17 protein-coding genes are annotated in these 18545 nt (G+C 40.1%); 11 read left to right on the top strand and 6 right to left on the bottom strand.

The features are described from left to right. Window positions 1–46 precede the first annotated feature (46 nt). Entirely contained in the window at window positions 47–1021 is a 975-nt protein-coding gene (locus tag IGJ90_RS13370; RefSeq protein WP_174121002.1) for a tRNA dihydrouridine synthase, read from the top strand. Between the two features lie 57 nt (window positions 1022–1078). On the opposite strand, the gene IGJ90_RS13365 is transcribed toward IGJ90_RS13370, so the two are convergent. The 5 genes from IGJ90_RS13365 to rpsN all read right to left on the bottom strand — a co-directional run bounded on the left by IGJ90_RS13365 (window position 1079) and on the right by rpsN (window position 4310). Further along, window positions 1079–2614 (bottom strand): zinc ABC transporter substrate-binding protein AdcA, encoded by a 1536-nt coding sequence (locus IGJ90_RS13365; protein ID WP_073437793.1) that lies wholly within the window; start codon window positions 2612–2614, stop codon window positions 1079–1081. Between the two features lie 20 nt (window positions 2615–2634). Further along, window positions 2635–2757 (bottom strand): putative metal homeostasis protein, encoded by a 123-nt coding sequence (locus IGJ90_RS13360; RefSeq protein ID WP_002383181.1) that lies wholly within the window; start codon window positions 2755–2757, stop codon window positions 2635–2637. 33 nt (window positions 2758–2790) lie between these two features. Beyond that, on the bottom strand, window positions 2791–3765 hold the full coding sequence (locus IGJ90_RS13355; RefSeq protein WP_002367488.1) for a CobW family GTP-binding protein: 975 nt from the start codon (window positions 3763–3765) through the stop codon (window positions 2791–2793). Window positions 3766–3780: 15 nt separating this feature from the next. Next, window positions 3781–3930: a 50S ribosomal protein L33 gene (gene rpmG / locus IGJ90_RS13350; protein ID WP_002354818.1), complete on the bottom strand. Its 150-nt coding sequence runs from the start codon at window positions 3928–3930 to the stop codon at window positions 3781–3783. 110 nt (window positions 3931–4040) lie between these two features. After that, window positions 4041–4310, bottom strand: coding sequence for a 30S ribosomal protein S14 (gene rpsN / locus IGJ90_RS13345; RefSeq protein WP_002354822.1), 270 nt, complete (start codon window positions 4308–4310; stop codon window positions 4041–4043). A gap of 200 nt (window positions 4311–4510) precedes the next feature. Between rpsN and IGJ90_RS13340 the strand changes: the two genes are divergently transcribed. From IGJ90_RS13340 to lrgB, 8 genes are all read left to right on the top strand, one after another. After that, window positions 4511–4909 carry an OsmC family protein gene (locus tag IGJ90_RS13340; protein WP_025186712.1) on the top strand — a complete coding sequence of 133 codons (399 nt, stop codon included), beginning with the start codon at window positions 4511–4513 and terminating at the stop codon, window positions 4907–4909. 362 nt (window positions 4910–5271) lie between these two features. Beyond that, entirely contained in the window at window positions 5272–5994 is a 723-nt protein-coding gene (locus tag IGJ90_RS13335) for a methionine ABC transporter ATP-binding protein (protein ID WP_002354824.1), read from the top strand. Beyond that, complete coding sequence (locus IGJ90_RS13330; protein WP_002367485.1) at window positions 5991–6662, top strand: methionine ABC transporter permease; 672 nt, start codon at window positions 5991–5993, stop codon at window positions 6660–6662. The genes IGJ90_RS13335 and IGJ90_RS13330 overlap by 4 nt, the downstream gene beginning before the upstream one ends. A gap of 12 nt (window positions 6663–6674) precedes the next feature. Beyond that, the gene (locus IGJ90_RS13325; protein WP_002354826.1) at window positions 6675–7493 is read left to right on the top strand and encodes a MetQ/NlpA family ABC transporter substrate-binding protein; all 819 of its coding nucleotides are present in this window, start codon (window positions 6675–6677) and stop codon (window positions 7491–7493) included. Between the two features lie 91 nt (window positions 7494–7584). After that, window positions 7585–9354, top strand: a complete 1770-nt coding sequence (locus IGJ90_RS13320; RefSeq protein ID WP_002367484.1) for a sensor histidine kinase — start codon at window positions 7585–7587, stop codon at window positions 9352–9354. Then, window positions 9335–10063 (top strand): LytR/AlgR family response regulator transcription factor, encoded by a 729-nt coding sequence (locus tag IGJ90_RS13315; RefSeq protein ID WP_002367483.1) that lies wholly within the window; start codon window positions 9335–9337, stop codon window positions 10061–10063. Before IGJ90_RS13320 ends, IGJ90_RS13315 begins: the two co-directional genes overlap by 20 nt. A 151-nt stretch (window positions 10064–10214) precedes the next feature. Continuing rightward, the gene (lrgA, locus tag IGJ90_RS13310) at window positions 10215–10634 is read left to right on the top strand and encodes an antiholin-like murein hydrolase modulator LrgA (protein WP_002354829.1); all 420 of its coding nucleotides are present in this window, start codon (window positions 10215–10217) and stop codon (window positions 10632–10634) included. After that, a complete protein-coding gene (lrgB, locus tag IGJ90_RS13305; RefSeq protein ID WP_002372721.1) occupies window positions 10631–11314 on the top strand; it encodes an antiholin-like protein LrgB in 684 nt (227 codons plus the stop codon). Before lrgA ends, lrgB begins: the two co-directional genes overlap by 4 nt. A gap of 213 nt (window positions 11315–11527) precedes the next feature. Here lrgB and IGJ90_RS13300 read toward each other — a convergent pair whose 3' ends face one another. Then, window positions 11528–12073: a cysteine hydrolase family protein gene (locus tag IGJ90_RS13300; protein WP_002383189.1), complete on the bottom strand. Its 546-nt coding sequence runs from the start codon at window positions 12071–12073 to the stop codon at window positions 11528–11530. A gap of 165 nt (window positions 12074–12238) precedes the next feature. Here IGJ90_RS13300 and IGJ90_RS13295 point away from each other — a divergent pair, with 165 nt between their 5' ends. Together IGJ90_RS13295 and IGJ90_RS13290 are read left to right on the top strand one after the other, a co-directional pair. Continuing rightward, a complete protein-coding gene (locus IGJ90_RS13295) occupies window positions 12239–13252 on the top strand; it encodes an alpha/beta hydrolase (protein WP_174120999.1) in 1014 nt (337 codons plus the stop codon). A 366-nt stretch (window positions 13253–13618) separates the two neighbouring features. Then, window positions 13619–18478 (top strand): hypothetical protein, encoded by a 4860-nt coding sequence (locus IGJ90_RS13290; protein ID WP_438768273.1) that lies wholly within the window; start codon window positions 13619–13621, stop codon window positions 18476–18478. Window positions 18479–18545 lie beyond the last annotated feature (67 nt).

Below are 18545 nucleotides of genomic sequence, written 5' to 3'. Positions count from 1 at the left end.
GTTGTCGTTGAAAATAAAGAAAAAATCAGAAACGGAGTATATGAAGATGAGCAAGAATTTTTGGGCAACATTGCCAAAGCCCTTTTTTGTTTTAGCACCGATGGAAGACGTCACTGATGTGGTCTTTCGTCATGTCGTGAAAGAAGCTGGGGCACCAGATGTGTTTTTTACAGAGTTTACTAATTCAGATAGTTATTGTCATCCTGAAGGAAAAGACAGTGTGCGCGGGCGCCTCGTTTTTACAGAAGATGAACAGCCAATGGTGGCACATATTTGGGGGGATAAACCGGAATTTTTCCGTGAAATGAGTATCGGTGTAGCGGAGATGGGCTTTCAAGGATTAGACATAAATATGGGCTGTCCTGTGCCCAACGTGGCTGAGCGTGGAAAAGGCAGCGGATTAATTTTGCGCCCAGAAGTCGCGGCTGAATTGATTGACGCCGCCAAAGCAGGTGGCTTACCTGTTAGTGTCAAAACACGCATTGGGTTTACTGAAATGGCGGAAATGGAGGCGTGGATCACGCATTTATTAGAGCAAGACATTGCGAATCTATCCATTCATTTGCGAACACGAAAAGAGATGAGCAAAGTGGATGCCCATTGGGAGGTCATTCCGCAAATTATGGCTATTCGGGACCGTGTCGCACCGCAAACGACAATTACGATTAATGGGGATATTCCCGATCGTCAAAAGGGCCTAGAATTAGCAGAACAATATGGTGTAGATGGCATCATGATTGGTCGGGGGATTTTTAAAAATCCTTATGCCTTTGAAAAAGAACCCAAAACACATACGCCACAAGAATTACTGGGCTTGCTACGTTTACAATTGGATTTGCAAGACAAATATGCGGAATTGGTGCCTCGCTCCATCGTTGGGCTGCATCGCTTCTTTAAAATTTATGTCAAAGGCTTTCCAGGTGCCAGTGATTTAAGAGCACAATTAATGAATACAAAATCAACGGATGAAGTGCGCCAGTTGTTAGCGACGTTTGAAGTAGAACATGGTGTGCTTGACTAAATAAAAAAAGAGAGGAGGCAGCATTTTAGCTAATGCTATCTCCTCTCTTTTGAATGCTTAATGCGCAATCATTTCTTGGGCAATTTCTTGTTTGCTTAAGTCGCTTGGATAATACGTTGGCCAGTTGTCCATTTCATTGAACAGACTTTCTTGGCTATCGCCGCCGAAGAAGATGTGGAAATGAGCGGCTTTCGTTGGTGCGATGTTGTGGTCGCTAAATTGGACGTATTTAAACCGTCCAGCATTGGCATCGTCTGTTTCAAAAAGGAAACGGACGCCACGGTTGCCTTTTGCATAGTTTAAAATTTTATAACCGGCTGCTTTATAGGTGAATTTTTGTGGTTTGCCATTGACCAGAAATTCAATGGTGGAATCAGTGATGTTGATGTGGTCGACATCGGTTTGATAGCCGGCATCATAGTAGGTTTTGTATTCGGCTGGTGTTTTATCTTTTTTCAGTTTCGCTTTGTAATCGAAGACTTGGTCTAATGTGCCATCTTTTAATAAAGGATAGACGGATTGCCAATTTCCAGCGTAATCTGTCAGTGTTCTCTCAGCCACCTCACTGTCTTTGAAATAGCCGTTAGCCACGGTTTTTTCTGTTTTTTCAGAGGTTTCTGGCTGAACCTCTTTCCCGGCTGTATCTGTTGTTTTTTTCAAAGCAGTTAAGTTTTCTTTCATTACAGAAAGATAATCTTCGCCATTGTCCATTTGTTTTTGTGTCAAACTTTCTAGCGGGTTTAGGACTTCCAATTGAACATTCGCTTCGTCAGCTAACGTTTTAGCAATTTTATCGTTGGCATTTTTTTCAAAATAAATATAGCGAATTTGGTTGTCTGTGACATATTTTTTCAACTCTGCCAAGCGCCCTGCGGTTGGCTCTTGTTCAGGTGTTAAACCAGCTATTGGCACTTGTTTTAAGCCGTAATCTAAGGCAAGATAACCAAATGCAGCATGTTGGGTAACAAAACTTTTTTGCTTAGCGTCTTTCAAAGCTGTTTGGAACTCTTTGTCTAAGGTTGTTAATTTTGTTAAGTATTTTTCTGCGTTTGTTTCAAATGTTTTGGCTTTTTTAGGGTAAAGTTTGACTAATTGTTCTTTGATGTTTGTGACTTCTTGGATGGCACGATGGGGCGAAACCCAAGTATGCGGATCTAATTCATGGTGGTGGCCTTCTTCGCCGTGTTCGTGGTCATGGTCGTGTCCGTCTTCGTCACTGCCAGGAAGTAAGACCATGTTTTCGGTACCTTTAATGACGTTCGGGGCTCCTTTTTTCCAGCCTTTAGCAGCTTTTGGTACCCAAGATTCCATATTTTCATTGTGGTAAACGAAAACATCCGCATCATGGATGGTAGCCATATCTTTGGCGGATGGTTCATAATCGTGTGGTTCAGAACCAGCAGGGATTAACAATTTGACGTCTCCTTCATCGCCTACAATATTTTTAGTGAAATCGTACATAGGATAAAAAGTCGTGACAATGGATAGTTTTTCTTTACCGTCAGCGGTTTTATCAGAGGTGTTTGTTTTGCCGCAAGCGCCGAAAAGGATTAGCGATAAGGCGGCTAACAGGGGAAGAGTAAATTTTTTCATAGGTGTGCTCCTTTAGTGAATTACGCAATTTTCTTTTGTTTATTGCGCTTATGTTCTTTAATGATTTTAAGTGCGCGTTTTCGTGTTTTGATGTTGGGACTTTTCAGTCGACGATAAGCGCTAGATAAGTCAGTTTTTTCCATTATATATAGGACCTCCATTTCGTAAAAAATAATTTACGGAGTAGCTATTTTGTTGAGGGTTTGAAAGGTTTCTTGAATTTTTTTTGTCTCTAATTCTTTGCCAATCAGAACAATTGTCGTTTCTTGAGGGGGTTGATTCGTCATTTGAAAGGCCACTTGCTGGTTGACGCCTTGCATGGCAATGGCCAAGTCATGCTCCTGTAAGGCGAGAATCCCTTTGAAACGGTATAACTTTTCCTGATGTGTATACATTAACCAATCAAGCCAACGAGTGAAAAGAGGTTCGTTGAGGGCTGAGGACGCCGTTAACGTAAGGGAGTGAAAGGTATGGTGATGATGCTCGTGGGCGTGCTCATGCGGGGAATGAGTCATTTCGTGTTCTGTAAGTGTTGCCGTAAACTTATTTAATTGAAAAAAGTCACTAGCCAAAAGAGGCTCGTTGGCTTGAAAGGATAAAATATCAGCAAAAGGATTAATGGTACGAAGGGTTTCTTGGAACGTTGGTAGCTGAGTGCTGTCTGCTGGTTCCTTGACAGAAAAAAAGAGGCGATCTGCTAAGGCCAGTTGTTTGATGGCTTCGGCTTCTTGAAGCTGCTGTTGCCAATGATGCCCATCAACGACCGTTAAGAGACTGTCTATATAGAAATGATTTTTGATGTGCGGGGTCGTTAAAATTGTTTGAATGATTGGTTGCGGATCAGCAATGCCCGTTGTTTCTAAAATGACTTGGGCAATGGGTTGTTGTTCTTCTTGATACACTTCTAAGATTGCTGATAAAGAGGCAAGAAGATCTCCTCGTAAGCTGCAGCACATGCAACCGTTATTTAATTGAATAATTCGTTCCGTGGTTTGTAAAAGTAATGCGTGGTCAACGCCTGTTTGACCAAATTCATTTTCAATAATAATAATTTCTTCTTTAGGAAACGGTGATTGCGCAAGCGCATGGTTAATTAAGGTTGTTTTTCCTGCGCCTAAAAAGCCAGAAACAATGGTGATTGGAATGCCCATCAAGTTTTCCTCCTGTTATTTGACTTCAGTGAAAAGTGCGCGGCGCCGTAGTTTTGGTGAATATTTTTTCAGCTGTAATTTTTCTGGTGTATTTCGTTTGTTTTTACTTGTTAAGTAAAGGCGCTCGCCAGTTTCAGCGCAAGCTAACGTAATGGTTTGGCGCATAGTGCCGTCCTCCAATTTGATTTTTTTAATTGCGTATAAAAGATAAAGGGGGCTGCGAGGTCAGCCCAAATGCGACTGTCCTCGCTAGTTGTCTTTATCGAAATAATGAGTTACCAGCTTGCTTTTTTGACGCCAGGAATCAAGCCTTGGTGAGCCAATTCACGGAAACGAATCCGAGACATGCCAAATTTACGCATGTAGCCACGTGGGCGCCCATCTGTTTGATCGCGGAGTTTTAAGCGACTTGGATGAGCATCTTTTGGCAATTTGCTAAGACCTTCATAATCGCCAGCTTCTTTTAAGGCTTGGCGAATAGGCGCATATTTTGCAATCATTGCTTGTTGTTTTTTTGCTTTAGCAATTTTTGATTTTTTAGCCATAAGGCACTTCCTTTCTTTTTGGATTTATAAAATATAAATCGTAATGGTTACGATTTGAACGGAAGTATATTATCAGGTGTTGCGTTGTTTGTCAAGTGAGAATTTTGTTTTTTTTAGGACTTGCTAAGTTGAGAAGTTAGAAATGTTTGTTTTAGCGCTGTTTTGTAGTATCTTTTAAAAAAGAGTAAAAAGGAGTGAAGATGGCAATGGTAGAACGTTTGACGATTATTCGTGGTGTGGAAAAATTTGAATTACAAACGAAAACAGCGCACTGGGTGCTAGCAAAAGAAGAGGGATATTCGCCAGTTCAAATGCTCGTTTCGGCAATTGGCGCTTGTGGGGGATACGTGTATCAATCCGTTTTGGAAAATTCGCACATTCCCTTTGAGTTTGAAAAAATAGAAGTCACGTATTCAAGAGAAATAGAGAGACGCGCACAACCATTAAAACAGGTGACGATTCTCTTTTATGTGTCTGTTCCAGAAGCCTTTCAAGCACGGGCGACACGGTGTTTGAAGCTTGTCTCCCCAAACTGTCCAGTGATTCAATCATTGGCTGAAAGAATTACTGTCGAAGAAACAGTTGTATTTAAAAAGTAAACTATTAGAGACATTATCGTTACGAGCGCTTTTCCCTTTTTGGATGCCTCGTTTCTGAGAATGTCTTTTTTTAGTAGGAGCGTGGGGAAATAGCTGTAGAAACAGGAAATTTTTAATTCATTTGTACAAAATAATACAGACAAAAAACAGATAGTGTTTTTTTCACAAATAAAAAGGTTGCTTTTTTTTCTGTTTTAGTAGATGATGTAAGTAGTTACATCTCTGATATAACGCTGTTTTTCGAAACGTGTGTTATTTTTTAATTCGTAATAGTTTTTTTAAATCGTTTCACAGAATTACTTTAATTGTTATACAGTTTTTTTAGTTGTTATAGTTTGTTTGTCGGCCTTTAGGAGGTAATCATGATTGAGTTAGTGAATGTGTCGAAAGTCTATCAAGAGACACACGCGTTAAAAAATATTCACTTTTCTGTCCAACCAGGAGAAATCGTTGGGATTGTTGGGAAAAGTGGCTCTGGCAAGTCCACGTTGTTACGTTTGTTGAATTTAATGGAACAACCGAGTGAAGGGGAGATTCGTATTGATGGCAGAAATGTTCAAACCTTCTCTAAAAAAGAAGTTCGCCAGCAGCAACAACAAATGGGGATGGTGTTTCAGCATTACAATTTGTTAGAAAATTTGAAAATTTATGATAATGTTGCGTTGCCTTTGAAACTTTTAAAAGAGAAACAGCCTGAAAAAATTGAGCGTTTATTAACGTTTGTTGATATGGCCCATAAGGCAGAAGCGTATCCTGCTCAGCTTTCTGGTGGGGAAAAACAGCGTGTCTCTATTGCTCGAGCGTTGAGCCGTAATCCAAAATGGTTATTATGTGACGAGGCAACGAGTTCATTAGATGAAGAAAATACAGAAAGTGTCGTTCGACTATTACATAAGACGCATCAGGAATTCCGGCCGACTATTTTCTTTGTCAGTCACGAATTAGAAACCGTGAAGCGCTTATGTAATCGTATCTTAGTGATGGAAAAAGGTCAGTTAATTGGCGAATTTCTGAATAATCCTCAGCAATATGAGGAAGAACCGCTTTCCTATTTAGAAAAAGTGGAAAGGAGTTTGCGTCCATGACTTTTTCAGAAACCTTTGCCGAATATTGGCCATCTATGCTGATTGGTTTAAAAGAAACAGGGATTATGATGTCGATTTCGATGGCTATCTGTTTGCTTGTCGGCTTGCCTTTAGGATTAGGACTATTTTTGGCTAATCCGAAAGTCAAAGGGCATCAACCTTGGCTGTATTTGGTTTTAAATTTCATTGTAACTGTTATTCGCTCGTTTCCTTATTTATTATTTGTGATTGCGTTGATTCCAGTCACTCGTTCTGTTTTAGGAAAGGCATTTGGCCCAATTCCTTCATCTGTGCCATTGAGTATTGTTGCGATCGCGATTTTTGCTCGCTTGGTTGAACAAGTGCTGTTGGATGTTCCAGAAGAAATTTATTTTTTAGCTAATTCGTTAGGTACCTCGAAAGTCCAATACATTTGGCACTTTTTATTGGTGGAAGCACGTAGCGGATTGGTTCTTGCTTACACAACCACGACAGTGAGTATGGTTTCATATTCCACGGTGATGGGTGTTGTTGGTGGCGGCGGGATTGGCGATTTTGCAGTTCGTGTCGGGTATCAACGGTATGAATACGGTATTATGTATGTTGCCATTGTGATTATGATTGCACTGGTCTTCATTTTACAAATGCTTGGGAACTTCATTGCCCAAAAACTAGACAAAAGAAAGTAGGAGGACAAAAGAATGAAGAAGTTTTATTTAGCAACATTCGCTGTTATTGCAACAGTTATTTTAGCTGCCTGTGGGGGAAATAAACAAGCAGACCAGAAAGAAGACAAGGAGATTACCGTTGCCGTGCAATTGGAATCTTCAAAAGATATCTTGGAGATTGCCAAGAAAGAAGCTGAGAAAAAAGGGTACAAAATTAACATTATGGAAGTGAGCGACAATGTTGCCTACAACGATGCCGTGCAACATGACGAAGCGGATGCTAATTTTGCGCAACATCAACCTTTCATGGAAATGTTTAACAAAGAGAAAAAAGCTGATTTAGTGGCTGTGCAACCGATTTATTATTTTGCTGGTGGTTTCTATTCAAAAGAATATCAAGATGCGAAAGATTTACCTGAAAATGCCAAAGTGGGGATTCCTAGCGATCCAACCAATGAAGGTCGTGCTTTAGCAATTTTAAATGCAAACGGCGTGATTAAATTAAAAGAAGGTGTCGGCTTTAACGGCACGGTGGCAGATGTCGTGGAAAATCCTAAAAACATCACTTTTGAAAGCATTGATTTACTGAATTTAGCTAAAGCCTATGATGAAAAAGACATCGCTATGGTGTTCTGCTACCCAGCCTACTTAGAACCTGCTGGTTTAACAACGAAAGATGCGATTTTGTTAGAAGATGAAGAAGCAAGTAAACATTACGCATTGCAAGTTGTGACACGCAAAGGCGAAAAAGATAGCGAAAAAATCAAGGTTTTAAAAGAAGCGATGACAACAAAAGAAGTTGCTGAATACATCAAGAAAAATTCTAAAGGTGCCAATATTCCTGCGTTTTAATGAATAGAAAAAATGAAGCTTCTTTTTTGAGAAGCTTCATTTTTTTCTTTTCCTTGATTTATAGTATAGTTAATAGGAAGGAGGTGCCGGTGTGGTCGAATTATTTATTTTAATGATGGAACGGGTAGGCTTAATTATTTTACTGGCCTTTCTTTTAGTGAATGTGCCTTATTTTAAGCGTGTTTTATTAAGTCGTGAAAAAATGTCTTCAAAAGTTCAATTGATTTTGATTTTTGGTTTATTTGCTATTATTTCTAATTTTACAGGTATCGAAATCGCTAAGAATCAGATTGTTCCCAATAATTTACTAACCTATTTAAGCAGCAATGCTTCCATTGCGAATACGCGTACGTTAGTAATTGGCGTTTCTGGATTAGTGGGTGGTCCGATTGTCGGCAGTACGGTTGGTTTAATTGCTGGCTTTCATCGGGTTATTCAAGGCGGGGGGCATAGTTTCTTTTATGTGCCTGCTTCTTTAATTGTTGGCTTAATTGCCGGTTTTTTAGGGAGCCGCATGGCAAAGCAAACCGTTTTTCCGTCTGCCGGCTTTTCTGCCATTGTCGGAGCGTGCATGGAAATGATTCAGATGATTTTTATTTTCTTTTTCAGCGGTGATCTAGCGGATGGGGCCACGTTGGTTCGTTTTATTGCGCTGCCGATGATTTTGTTAAATAGCGTAGGAACGTTCATTTTTATGTCGATTCTAACAACGACATTGAAACAAGAAGAGCAGGCCAAAGCGGTTCAGACGCACGATGTTTTGGAATTAGCAGCGGAAACACTGCCATATTTTCGAGAAGGACTCAATAAAAATTCCAGCAAAAAAGTTGCGGAGATTATTAAGCATTATACAAAAGTCAGTGCGATTAGCATGACAAACAGTCATCAAATTTTAGCTCATGTTGGCGCAGGAAGCGACCATCATATTCCAGAGCTAGAAGTCATCACGGAGCTTTCTCGGGAAGTGTTACGGACGGGCCAAATGACCATCGCGCATGCCAAAGAAGAAGTTGGTTGTTCGGACCCTAATTGTCCGTTGCAAGCGGCGATTGTGATTCCATTATTTTCCCATCAGCAAATTGTTGGTACCTTAAAAATGTATTTTACGGATCCAGCGCAATTAACGCATGTCGAGGAACAGTTAGCAGAAGGTCTTGGGACAATTTTTTCTTCACAAATTGAATTAGGTGAAGCGGAAGTACAATCAAAATTACTTAAAGAAGCTGAAATTAAATCTTTGCAAGCGCAAGTGAACCCGCATTTCTTCTTTAATGCCATCAATACTATTTCCGCATTAATGCGGAAAGACAGTGAAAAAGCGCGGAAACTATTGCTCCAATTAAGTAAATACTTTCGAGGCAACTTGCAAGGAGCCGTGCAAACTACGATCCCAGTTTCACAAGAACTAGAACAAGTAAAAGCCTATTTGTCATTAGAACAAGCACGGTTTCCGAATCGTTATCAAGTAACATTTGACGTGGAAGAAGCGGTTGCTTCAGAAAAAGTACCGCCGTATGCGATTCAGGTGTTAGTGGAAAATACCATCAAGCATGCATTTGGCAGCCGGAAGGAGAACAATCAAGTCCGGGTAGTGGTCAAAGCAAAACAACATAAATTACATGTGGATGTGTATGACAATGGGCAAGGGATTCCTGAAGAACGCCGCTTGCTATTAGGAAAGACGACAGTGACTTCGGAAAAAGGCACCGGCACGGCCCTGGAAAACTTGTCCCGCAGAATGGCGAACCTTTATGGATCAGAAGGTTGTTTTTTAATTGAAAATTTAGAGACAGGCGGGAGCCATGTTCATTTAGAAATCCCGATGGAACAGGAGGAATTAGATGCACGTATTAATCGTTGATGATGAGCCCTTAGCACGAGAAGAATTGAGCTATCTTGTTTCCCAACATCCGCAAGTGACGAGCGTTGCAGAAGCGGATTCTGTGGCGGAGGCAATGGAAGAGATGATGGATCAAAAGCCAGATCTGTTATTTTTAGATATTCATTTGACTGATGAAAGCGGGTTTGATTTAGCGGAAAAATTAACTCATCTTAAAAAAGCGCCCTACTTGGTCTTTGCAACCGCCTATGATCAATATGCGTTAAAGGCCTTTCAAGTGAATGCAAAAGATTATATTTTGAAACCTTTTGAAGAAGAAAAAATAACACAAGTCATTGAAAAAGCATCGAAAGAAATGGGTCAAGCTGTCCCAGAAAACACTGCTGAAAAAGGACCGAAATCTGAAGCAATACCTATTCAAGGGGAAGACCGCATTTATCTTGTGGCGCCAGAAGATATTTACCTCGTTTCTGTCGAAGAACGGCAACTGAGCATTTTTGTAGATCAACAGGTCTACAAGATGACAGGGACCCTCAACAGTATCGAACAAAAATTACCTGCCACGCTCTTTATTAAAACGCATCGAAGTTTCATCTTGAATCGAACAAAAATTCAAGAAATTCAGCCGTGGTTTAATAACACGTTGCAAGTAATTTTAACCAACGGCTCAAAAGTACCTGTTAGCCGTTCATACGTCAAAGAATTTAAAGAAAAACTTGGCTTAAGTTAAAAAATCACCACTTGAAATGTCGAATGCATTTCAAGTGGTGATTTTTGCATTTGGTGAAGAAATTCTGGCATTTCATGAAAAAAAGCCCTTAAAAAAACGTTTTCTTTATATACTTAACCCATAGAAAACAGAGAAAAGGGAGCGAAGAAGAATGGAAAAGAAAGTATATTCATTTTTACAACAAGCAGCAGTTTTTGCCATTATTATGTTAATCGCCAACGGCTTGGCGTTCATTTCCCCAATACCAATGCCTGCTTCAGTAATTGGCATGGTGTTATTGTTCATTGGTTTATGTACAAAAGTTGTTAAATTGGAGCAAGTGGAAGGGCTAGGTAATAGCTTATCAACGGTTATTACATTTTTATTTGTTCCTTCAGGGATTTCCTTAGTTAATTCTTTAGGGATTATGCAACAATTTGGCGTTCAAATTGTTTTTGTTATTTTAGTAGCAACATTAGCGTTACTAGCAACAACTGGTTGGACGGGCGCCTTTTTATTGCATATGAAAGATGCTCGAAAAGAAAAAGAACCCGCAGCAACGAAGAAAGCGAAAGGAGAGGTTCGCGCATGAATCCGTATGTTGGCATTATTATTTCATTAGCTGTATTTGGCATAGGTACTTGGTTGTTTAAAAAAAGTAAAGGTTTCTTCTTATTTACGCCATTATTCGTTGCGATGATTTTAGGCGTTGTCGTTTTAAAAGTAACAGGAATTAGTTACGAGCAATACAATGAAGGCGGCAAATATATCAGCTTCTTTCTAGAGCCTGCGACAGTAGCGTTTGCGATTCCTTTATATAAAAAGAGAGACGTGTTGAAAAACTATTGGTTAGAAATTTTAACGGCGTTAACAATTGGTTCTTTTGGTTCGTTAGTGGCTGTTTATTTTGCAGGAAAAGTGATTGGCATGGATAATCATTTAGTGGCCTCAATCTTACCACAAGCAGCTACAACAGCGATTGCCGTACCTATTTCTCAAACTGTTGGCGGAATTGCTTCCATTACGGCGTTTACTGTAATCTTCAATGGTGTACTAACCTATGCCTTGGGCCGAATTGCATTGAAATGGTTTAAGATTAACAATCCAATCGCCAAAGGTTTAGCTTTAGGTGCGGCCGGACATGCCCTAGGTGTGGCAGTTGGCATGGAAATGGGCGAAACAGAGGCTGCTATGGCTAGTATTTCTGTCGTAGTGGTTGGCGTAGTTACTGTTTTAGTAGTTCCTTTCTTTGCAACGGTCATTGGTCTATAAAAAAGTGGGATTCCTCACTTTTTTATGAGTAGCTAATTTCTATCAGCTAGCAGTCTCTGCTTATTCTGTGAATGCTAGTTATTACTAATCCGCAGGCTCGGAGTTAAAATGAGCATAAAAAAGCCAACCTTATCCATAGTAAGGTTGGCTTTTGTGTTGTTTACACGATTTTTTGAGTATAGATAGGGCGCATGGAAGGATTGACCAGTCTTTTTATAGAATGGTTGCTCCTAAAGTTTGTTTAAAGTGGCGTAACGCCCATTCGTGTCCTTGTTCATCAAAACTAGCAACGGCGCGTTCAGGAATCATTAATTGATAGCCTAAATTATAGGCATCGACAGCCGTATGCAACACGCAAATATCTGTACAAACACCAGTTAAACAAAGCTCTGTAATTCCTCGTTCTCGTAACCGAATGTCCAAATCCGTGCCACTAAAAGCAGAATAGTGCCGTTTGTCCATCCAATAAACGGTTGCCTCATTTTTGTGAGCTTGATAAAAATCAGCTAGCGAGCCAAACAGATTACGCCCGTCAGTTCCTAAGACATTGTGGGGTGGGAAAAGTTTATTTTCAGGATGATAGTGATCTAGGGGGTCATGCCCATCAATGGCAAAAACCACAAAATCGCCATTGTCAAAATAGTGCTTTGTTTGTTGAACAAGGGCCGTTTCAATAGCTTGTCCAGCGGCACCAGTGGTTAGTTTTCCGTCTGTGGCGACAAAATCATTCGTATAATCAATGGAAATCAGAGCTTTCATTTGGCAACCTCCTAAAGGTTAAAGTCATTTTGTTCATTTTACAGCTTTTAAGAAAGCATTTCAAATGATAAAAGTACATCAAATTCTAAAAAAGCTGTTTCAAAATAAACGCTTTGGCTAAAAAACATGCTATAATTTTGCTACAAATTAAAGCAGGTGAATAGAGTGAAAAGAAAAATCGTACGTTTTATCCTTTGTTTGTTAGGAATCCTTGTGGTTATTTGCTTAGGCGTGTTTCTCGCCTTTCAATTATCTCCTAAGCCAGGCGCTTGGGTCATCAACCGGTTATTCGCAGGTGAAGTTGAAATAAAAGATTCAGCTTCCTATGATAAAGCATTGCCCAATGTCCAATTGCAAGAAAATCAAACATACCCTTCTTCAAGAAAAAAGAATACCTTTGATTTGTATTATCCCCAAACGTCAAAACAAGCGGTACCAGTCGTTTTATGGGTCCATGGTGGTGGCTATGTGGGAGGAGATAAGTCTGGGATGAAAGAGTTTGCGACACGTTTAGTGGCTGATTCCTCAGTTGCTTTTATTTCAATGAATTATGAATTAGCACCAGATGCACCTTATCCAAGCCAGCTCCAGCAGGTCAATGAACTTGTTCAATTTTTATTAGAAAAGAAACAAGCGTATCCCATGTTAGATTTATCTAAGCTTTTTATTGGCGGGGACAGTGCGGGTGCACAGATTGCTCTACAATATGCAACAGTTCAAACCAATGCCAACTATGCCAAAGAACTAGGGATGACTGCAGCGTTGCCGGCTAGCCATTTAAAAGGCACACTCTCGTATTGTGGTCCGGTGGATTTGAAACAAATGGCCAACCAACAAAGTGATAATCGTTTTATGAAATTTTTCGTTAAAACAGTGGCTTGGTCCTTGCTCGGCACTAAAGACTGGCAGACGAGTGCAGAACTGCAAGAAGTGAGTTTAGTGGATAAAGTCACCAAAGAATTTCCCCCGACGTATCTAACAGATGGCAATAGTTTTTCATTCCAAGAGCAAGGACTAGCCTTGGTTCAGCGGTTAAAAACTTTAAATGTTCCAGTTTCAGCTCTCTTTTTCAAAGATAAGAAAGCAACGATCACCCATGAATATCAATTCGACTATCAAACAAAAGAAGCTAAACAATGTTACCAAGAAACAGTCCAGTTTGTGAATACGTATAAATAAACAGAGGCCTTAGAAATATTTCTAAGGCCTCTGTTTATTTATTTTTGTCATTTTTTTAGCTGGGAAATATGTATAAATTAAACAAAAATGTTTATTTAATGATGTTTACATGAGAAAAAATCCGTGCTATACTACGAACTCGTTTGTTAATTTTAATGTTAAAAACAACGTTTTTGTTATTTTTGTGAACAAATTAACATTTTATCTTACAAAAAATAGCAAAAAATTCGTTTAGTTAACAAAAAGAAAATTAAAAAATAAATTTTTTTTTTGAAATTAAGAAAATATCTTTAAAAAAATCAGAAGAAAACTTCGTATACTTGAGCCATAGGTTGGTTGTGGAAAGTTTACTTCGAGGGAGGAGTGATGAAGTTAATGAAAAAGAAAATCGCTGTTTTATTGGCAACTTGTTTACTTGTACAACCATTTTTATCTGTTTCAGCGTGGGCGATTGAAGGGGAGCAACAAACGGAACGTACGCAGACACAGCCAAAAACAGCAGAAACCAGTACAAGTGAAGCAACAAAAGAAAGCAGCGCACATTCTATAGAACAGTCATCAATGACGGAATCTAGTGCTATCACAGAAAAAGTAACCACCTCTTCCACAGAAACAAAACCAAGCGAAGAGCAGAAGCAAATCACGTTGACCTTTGAAACAACGGATCAAGCTTTGTTTCTAAATGATGCCAAAAGTTATCAAGTGGTAAAAGAAAAAAATCAGCCACTTCGGACAGAAGAATTACCAAAATGGGCGAATAGTGAGGAAAATGCGACTTTCGTTGGCTGGTCTTACCAAGGAAAAACATATACAAATGAAGAACTTCTTCAATTAGAGTTTTCAGAAGATACACAACTTACGGCTGTCTTTAAACAGAAACTGACACGCATGGCCAGAGCTGTTTCAGTTGATCAGTCCATTGCGGACACAATTGCTCCTGCGGATAAAACAAAAGTGATTGTTGTGCCAAGTCCTGCAGGAGATGGAGCAGCGTACAAAGAATATGCATCGACAGAGGCTGGCTTGAAAGAAGCCTTGTTTGATTTGTATCAACAGGGGAACAATGGCGATTTCACTCTTTATATAGGAAACAATATTACGACGAGTGCGGCGACCACCGCTAAAGTGATTCCTGACACCATTACGGCAAGTAATATGACCTTTTACGCCTTGAAAGGCAAGGTCAATCATTTAGTGATTACTGGAAACAGCGCGGATCCGATTAGTATGGATCAAACGGCGCCAACGGGTTCTAAGACGTTAGGATTTAATCAAAATATCTATTTTGGCTCAAACATCACTTTGAGAAATCTAAACTATACAGGTACGAATATGTATTTAAATGGTTACAGTTTGAACTTGAATGGCGGTTCTAGTGGAAACGGTCTGACCGTATACGGTGGAACGGATACAGGAGATGTTTCAGGAAACCCAACTTTAACAGTAAATAGTACAGGTACAGGGACATGGAATTTCTATGGCGGAAACCAAAATGGTGGTAATTTAGCTGGAAATCCTACGATTGTTATTAACAATACACGGAGCGGACTAAATACATTAAGTGGGGGCGCCAATATTGGGACAGTGACTGGGAATACTTCATTGGTTGTCAATGATTCTGGTGGCAGAATTGCTTCAATTTATGGGGGCGGTTATGGGACCAACGCAACCAACACAGCGAATGTTACTGGTAACGTCTCAACAAAGGTTGCGATTACGAATGCTGCTACAGGTTTCCAATTAAGTACGTATTATGGCGGTGTTCAATACGGAAATATTGGTGGAAAAGTAACAAACGATATTTCTGGATATGGCCGTTGGTATACAGCGGGTCAACGTTTTATTGGTGGCTCTTCCCGCGGCGATATAGGAACGAATCGTGTGACTGATGGAATTACTACAAATTTAAATACACAGTTGTATAGTGCGGGTCGTGCAGATTTTGAAGGAGGCAACCAATATTCTGGAACGATCATCGGAGATATTACGAATGTGGTTACAGCAGGAACGAATACCGCTGGTGGTATTAATGATTTTAACGGCGGTGCTGGTAACAATGTTTCGAAATTTAACAAGAGTCAAATTGGGGCCTCAAATGAAGCAACGTATGATGCTTATACACCACAGCAAAGAGCAGAATTAGCCAAATCGGCAGCAGCTTTTAAAGTTTTCGGAAATATTTCTTCTAAATTAGTCAGCGGTTCGTTTAATAATGGTGCAATTTATTCAACTGCAGCTGGCCGCGGCGGTTATATCGAAGGAAATACAACAATTGAAGTGGGAACAGCGAATGGTGATGGGTCCTTAGGTGGCGATGGTATGGCTTATTCAGGCGCAAAACCGACAAGCTTAGATTATTCAACGACCGATAAAAGTCGTGGGTATAATTCAGGTTGGGATATTGTTGGTGGCGGCGGCTATCCTGCTAGTAATGATACTTGGGATATCTATATAAAAGGAGATACTAAGACTGTTTTAAATAATACCATTGCTCGCTGGACATATGGTGGCTCTTTTTCAGGTGTCGTTGAAGGCAATACTTCTAACACATTGAATGGCGGGATTGCTGACACATTAGAAGGAACAGGCTATCAAGCAGCTCGAGTTTATGGAAACGGTCAAACAATCGTTAATAATGGTCAAGTCGATTGGTTTCTTTCAGGCGGTGGCTGGAATGATGCCAAAAATGTTGGGAATGTCGGTGTAACGGTTTATGAAGGAGTAATTAATGCTTCGATGGGCGCTTCTTATGGAGCAAGCGGTGGCCATACAATTACTGGTAATTCAGACAATCGCATCTACGGAGGAAATTTCTCAGGAACTCCTCGGACAGGCGCGAACGGTTTTTCAGGTGGGATTACCAATGCGGGCTCACTTCTTGGAAATGCCAAACTCTTAATTGATTTAAGAAATTACAACGGAGAGTTTAAGTTGCCTGGTAATACCTACATTACTGGTGGTCGGCCCTATGGTCAAAATACGACACTAGGAACGGATGAATCAAACACAATTACTTTAAATATTTTCACTAAAACAGGTGTGGAATCTCTAAATGGGGCCAGCATTTACGGTGATGGTGGAACCAATGCTGCGTATACCAAGAACGGCAAGATTACAATGAATATTCAAGCAGCGGGTTCTAGTATTGGAAATTTATATGCGACACAGTATTCCAATATCAGTGGCGGAAAAATCTTACGTGATGTTACCGCAAATGTTCAAGGTGCAGTTAGTATTAACGGTTTATCCGGTGGTTCATCAACAGATAATTTTACTAATGCAATTGTGAATGCTAGTTCAAATAAAGTGGCCTTTAACTTTGGGACTAACGTTGACGGCACCAATAACTATCAAACAGAACCACTAAATGCGACAGGCTTAGGCGTTGTCAACTTTACGGAATTAAATGTCACCAATGGCATTAAATTAATGGCTAATGGTGGGAACATCAAAAATGGCGTTTCTGCTACTGCCGCGAATCATAGTACGACTTACAATGAATTCGGATCAATTCATCTATCTAAAAACGCTGGAATTGGGATCACCAACACGGCCAATTTAATTTCAGCTAGCAAACTAACGGTTCAGGATCATGCAACATTAGAAACAATTCCTGGTACAGGTAAAGTAAACATTGCGGATTTTGAAGCTGTCGATCCAACAAAAGATGAACTTTTATGGATTAAACCAACGACAGATACAACTGCTTTGGTGGATAGCACAGGGACTTGGTTTGGAAATGTCAAAGCCTATCAGGTCTTGACGATTAATCCAACGGTCAATAATGCTACAAAACTTACGCCAACAACGTTTCATGGGATTGAAAAAGCGACTGGAAAAACATTTATTGGCGATAACGATGTGACCAAGGGCGCCAATGGCTATGGAATAGCAATTCCTGGCTCTATCATCGATTATGAAGTGGAAACGCCTGGAATTGTGGCAGGTGCAGGTACTATTTCTCATGATGTAAAAGAGGTCAAAGCCGGCAATGCGCCGTTAACCTTACAAGCGTGGGGCACCGAAGTAGCTGGACAAAAAGTTCAAAAAGGACGTTTGATGATTCCGACCTCAAGTACTTTAACACCAACCCTAAGCTTCCTTCCTGACGAAGTAACAGGTTCTTGGTTGCACCAAGGAACGGTTAAATCTAGTGAAGTTGGGAGCACGATAGAGCAAATTCCAGAGCAAAAAGATACCACCCCGCTTTCATGGAAAGCGACGAATATGAACTACAGTTATCAGGTGAAAGTTCAATTTTCAAATAAAGTGGAACTTTCGGGGCAATCGGTGATTGTCACAGAAGATGAGGCAGCGCAACTAACAACTGTTGATAAGGTAGTGGAAATGCTTGGCGCAAAAGGTCGGCCGTTTTTCAAGACCTCATTAAAAGAGACGGATTTACCACAAATTCAAGCGCCGTTAGCAGAAAAAACTGTATCGCGGACACATGATATTCAATTAGAAGCAGGGACGTCAGGAGATAATTTGCAAAACAAAACGGTTCATTTAGTTGTTGTGAAAAATGAAAGTGTCCTTGCCAAAGATCGTTCGTTTGCCTTGTATGCGACAAGTGCGCATTTGAAATTAAAAGAAGCAAATGGCTTAACGAATTCAGACGAGTTGGCACAATGGACACAAGCAACGGTGATTTTCGCAGATGGTCGGGCCAATCAAACACCAAGTCTTGATGCCGCAACCTTCCAAGCCATTCAGCAAGCGAAACCAGAAGAATTAGCCAAAACGGTGCCAGCCAATTATCAATTTACAGAAGCTGGTGAAACGTTAAATAAAAAAGTCAATGTGTCTATTTCAGGTGAATTAACGTTAGAAAAAGTACCTAAAACAATTGATTTTGGCAAACAAAAAATTTCTGCCAAGCCAGAAGTTTACTGGCCAACTCTTTCAGATGATTTAGTCGTTCAAGACACACGCGGAACAGAAAGTACGCCTTGGAAACTGAATGTTCAGGTAACGAATCCCTTAACGAACGGCACAGATCAATTGGAAGATTTGTCATTGGTTACAGACAAAGGAGAATTTTTACTCAATAAAGGAGATACGGTTGTTACAGAAAATGAAGGCTCCGGTTCAGGTAGTTATACAATTAACCAAGGTTGGGGTGCGGCAAACCAACGGGGACTTAAACTATCTGTGCCAGTCGAGAAACAAAAAGTTGGCGAATTCAAAGGGACATTGTCATGGTCATTAGTCATGGCACCATAACAAGGAGGAGAGAAGTGAGATGAAAAAATACCTTTTGCTTAGTTGTTTTTTAGGTCTTTTCAGCTTC

The organism is Enterococcus sp. AZ129 (assembly GCF_051714505.1).
GTDB lineage: Bacteria > Bacillota > Bacilli > Lactobacillales > Enterococcaceae > Enterococcus > Enterococcus faecalis.
This window is presented reverse-complemented; position numbering and strand designations above follow the sequence as displayed.

Coding starts and splice junctions, on each gene's coding strand:
- rpsN (WP_002354822.1), bottom strand. CDS start 4,310: ATGGCTAAAAAATCAAAAATTGCTAAAGCAAAAAAACAACAAGCAATG.
- IGJ90_RS13325 (WP_002354826.1), top strand. CDS start 6,675: ATGAAGAAGTTTTATTTAGCAACATTCGCTGTTATTGCAACAGTTATT.
- lrgA (WP_002354829.1), top strand. CDS start 10,215: ATGGAAAAGAAAGTATATTCATTTTTACAACAAGCAGCAGTTTTTGCC.
- IGJ90_RS13300 (WP_002383189.1), bottom strand. CDS start 12,073: ATGAAAGCTCTGATTTCCATTGATTATACGAATGATTTTGTCGCCACA.
- IGJ90_RS13315 (WP_002367483.1), top strand. CDS start 9,335: ATGCACGTATTAATCGTTGATGATGAGCCCTTAGCACGAGAAGAATTG.
- IGJ90_RS13330 (WP_002367485.1), top strand. CDS start 5,991: ATGACTTTTTCAGAAACCTTTGCCGAATATTGGCCATCTATGCTGATT.
- IGJ90_RS13355 (WP_002367488.1), bottom strand. CDS start 3,765: ATGGGCATTCCAATCACCATTGTTTCTGGCTTTTTAGGCGCAGGAAAA.
- IGJ90_RS13365 (WP_073437793.1), bottom strand. CDS start 2,614: ATGAAAAAATTTACTCTTCCCCTGTTAGCCGCCTTATCGCTAATCCTT.
- lrgB (WP_002372721.1), top strand. CDS start 10,631: ATGAATCCGTATGTTGGCATTATTATTTCATTAGCTGTATTTGGCATA.
- IGJ90_RS13370 (WP_174121002.1), top strand. CDS start 47: ATGAGCAAGAATTTTTGGGCAACATTGCCAAAGCCCTTTTTTGTTTTA.
- IGJ90_RS13335 (WP_002354824.1), top strand. CDS start 5,272: ATGATTGAGTTAGTGAATGTGTCGAAAGTCTATCAAGAGACACACGCG.
- IGJ90_RS13290 (WP_438768273.1), top strand. CDS start 13,619: ATGAAGTTAATGAAAAAGAAAATCGCTGTTTTATTGGCAACTTGTTTA.
- IGJ90_RS13340 (WP_025186712.1), top strand. CDS start 4,511: ATGGCAATGGTAGAACGTTTGACGATTATTCGTGGTGTGGAAAAATTT.
- IGJ90_RS13360 (WP_002383181.1), bottom strand. CDS start 2,757: ATGGAAAAAACTGACTTATCTAGCGCTTATCGTCGACTGAAAAGTCCC.
- rpmG (WP_002354818.1), bottom strand. CDS start 3,930: ATGCGCCAAACCATTACGTTAGCTTGCGCTGAAACTGGCGAGCGCCTT.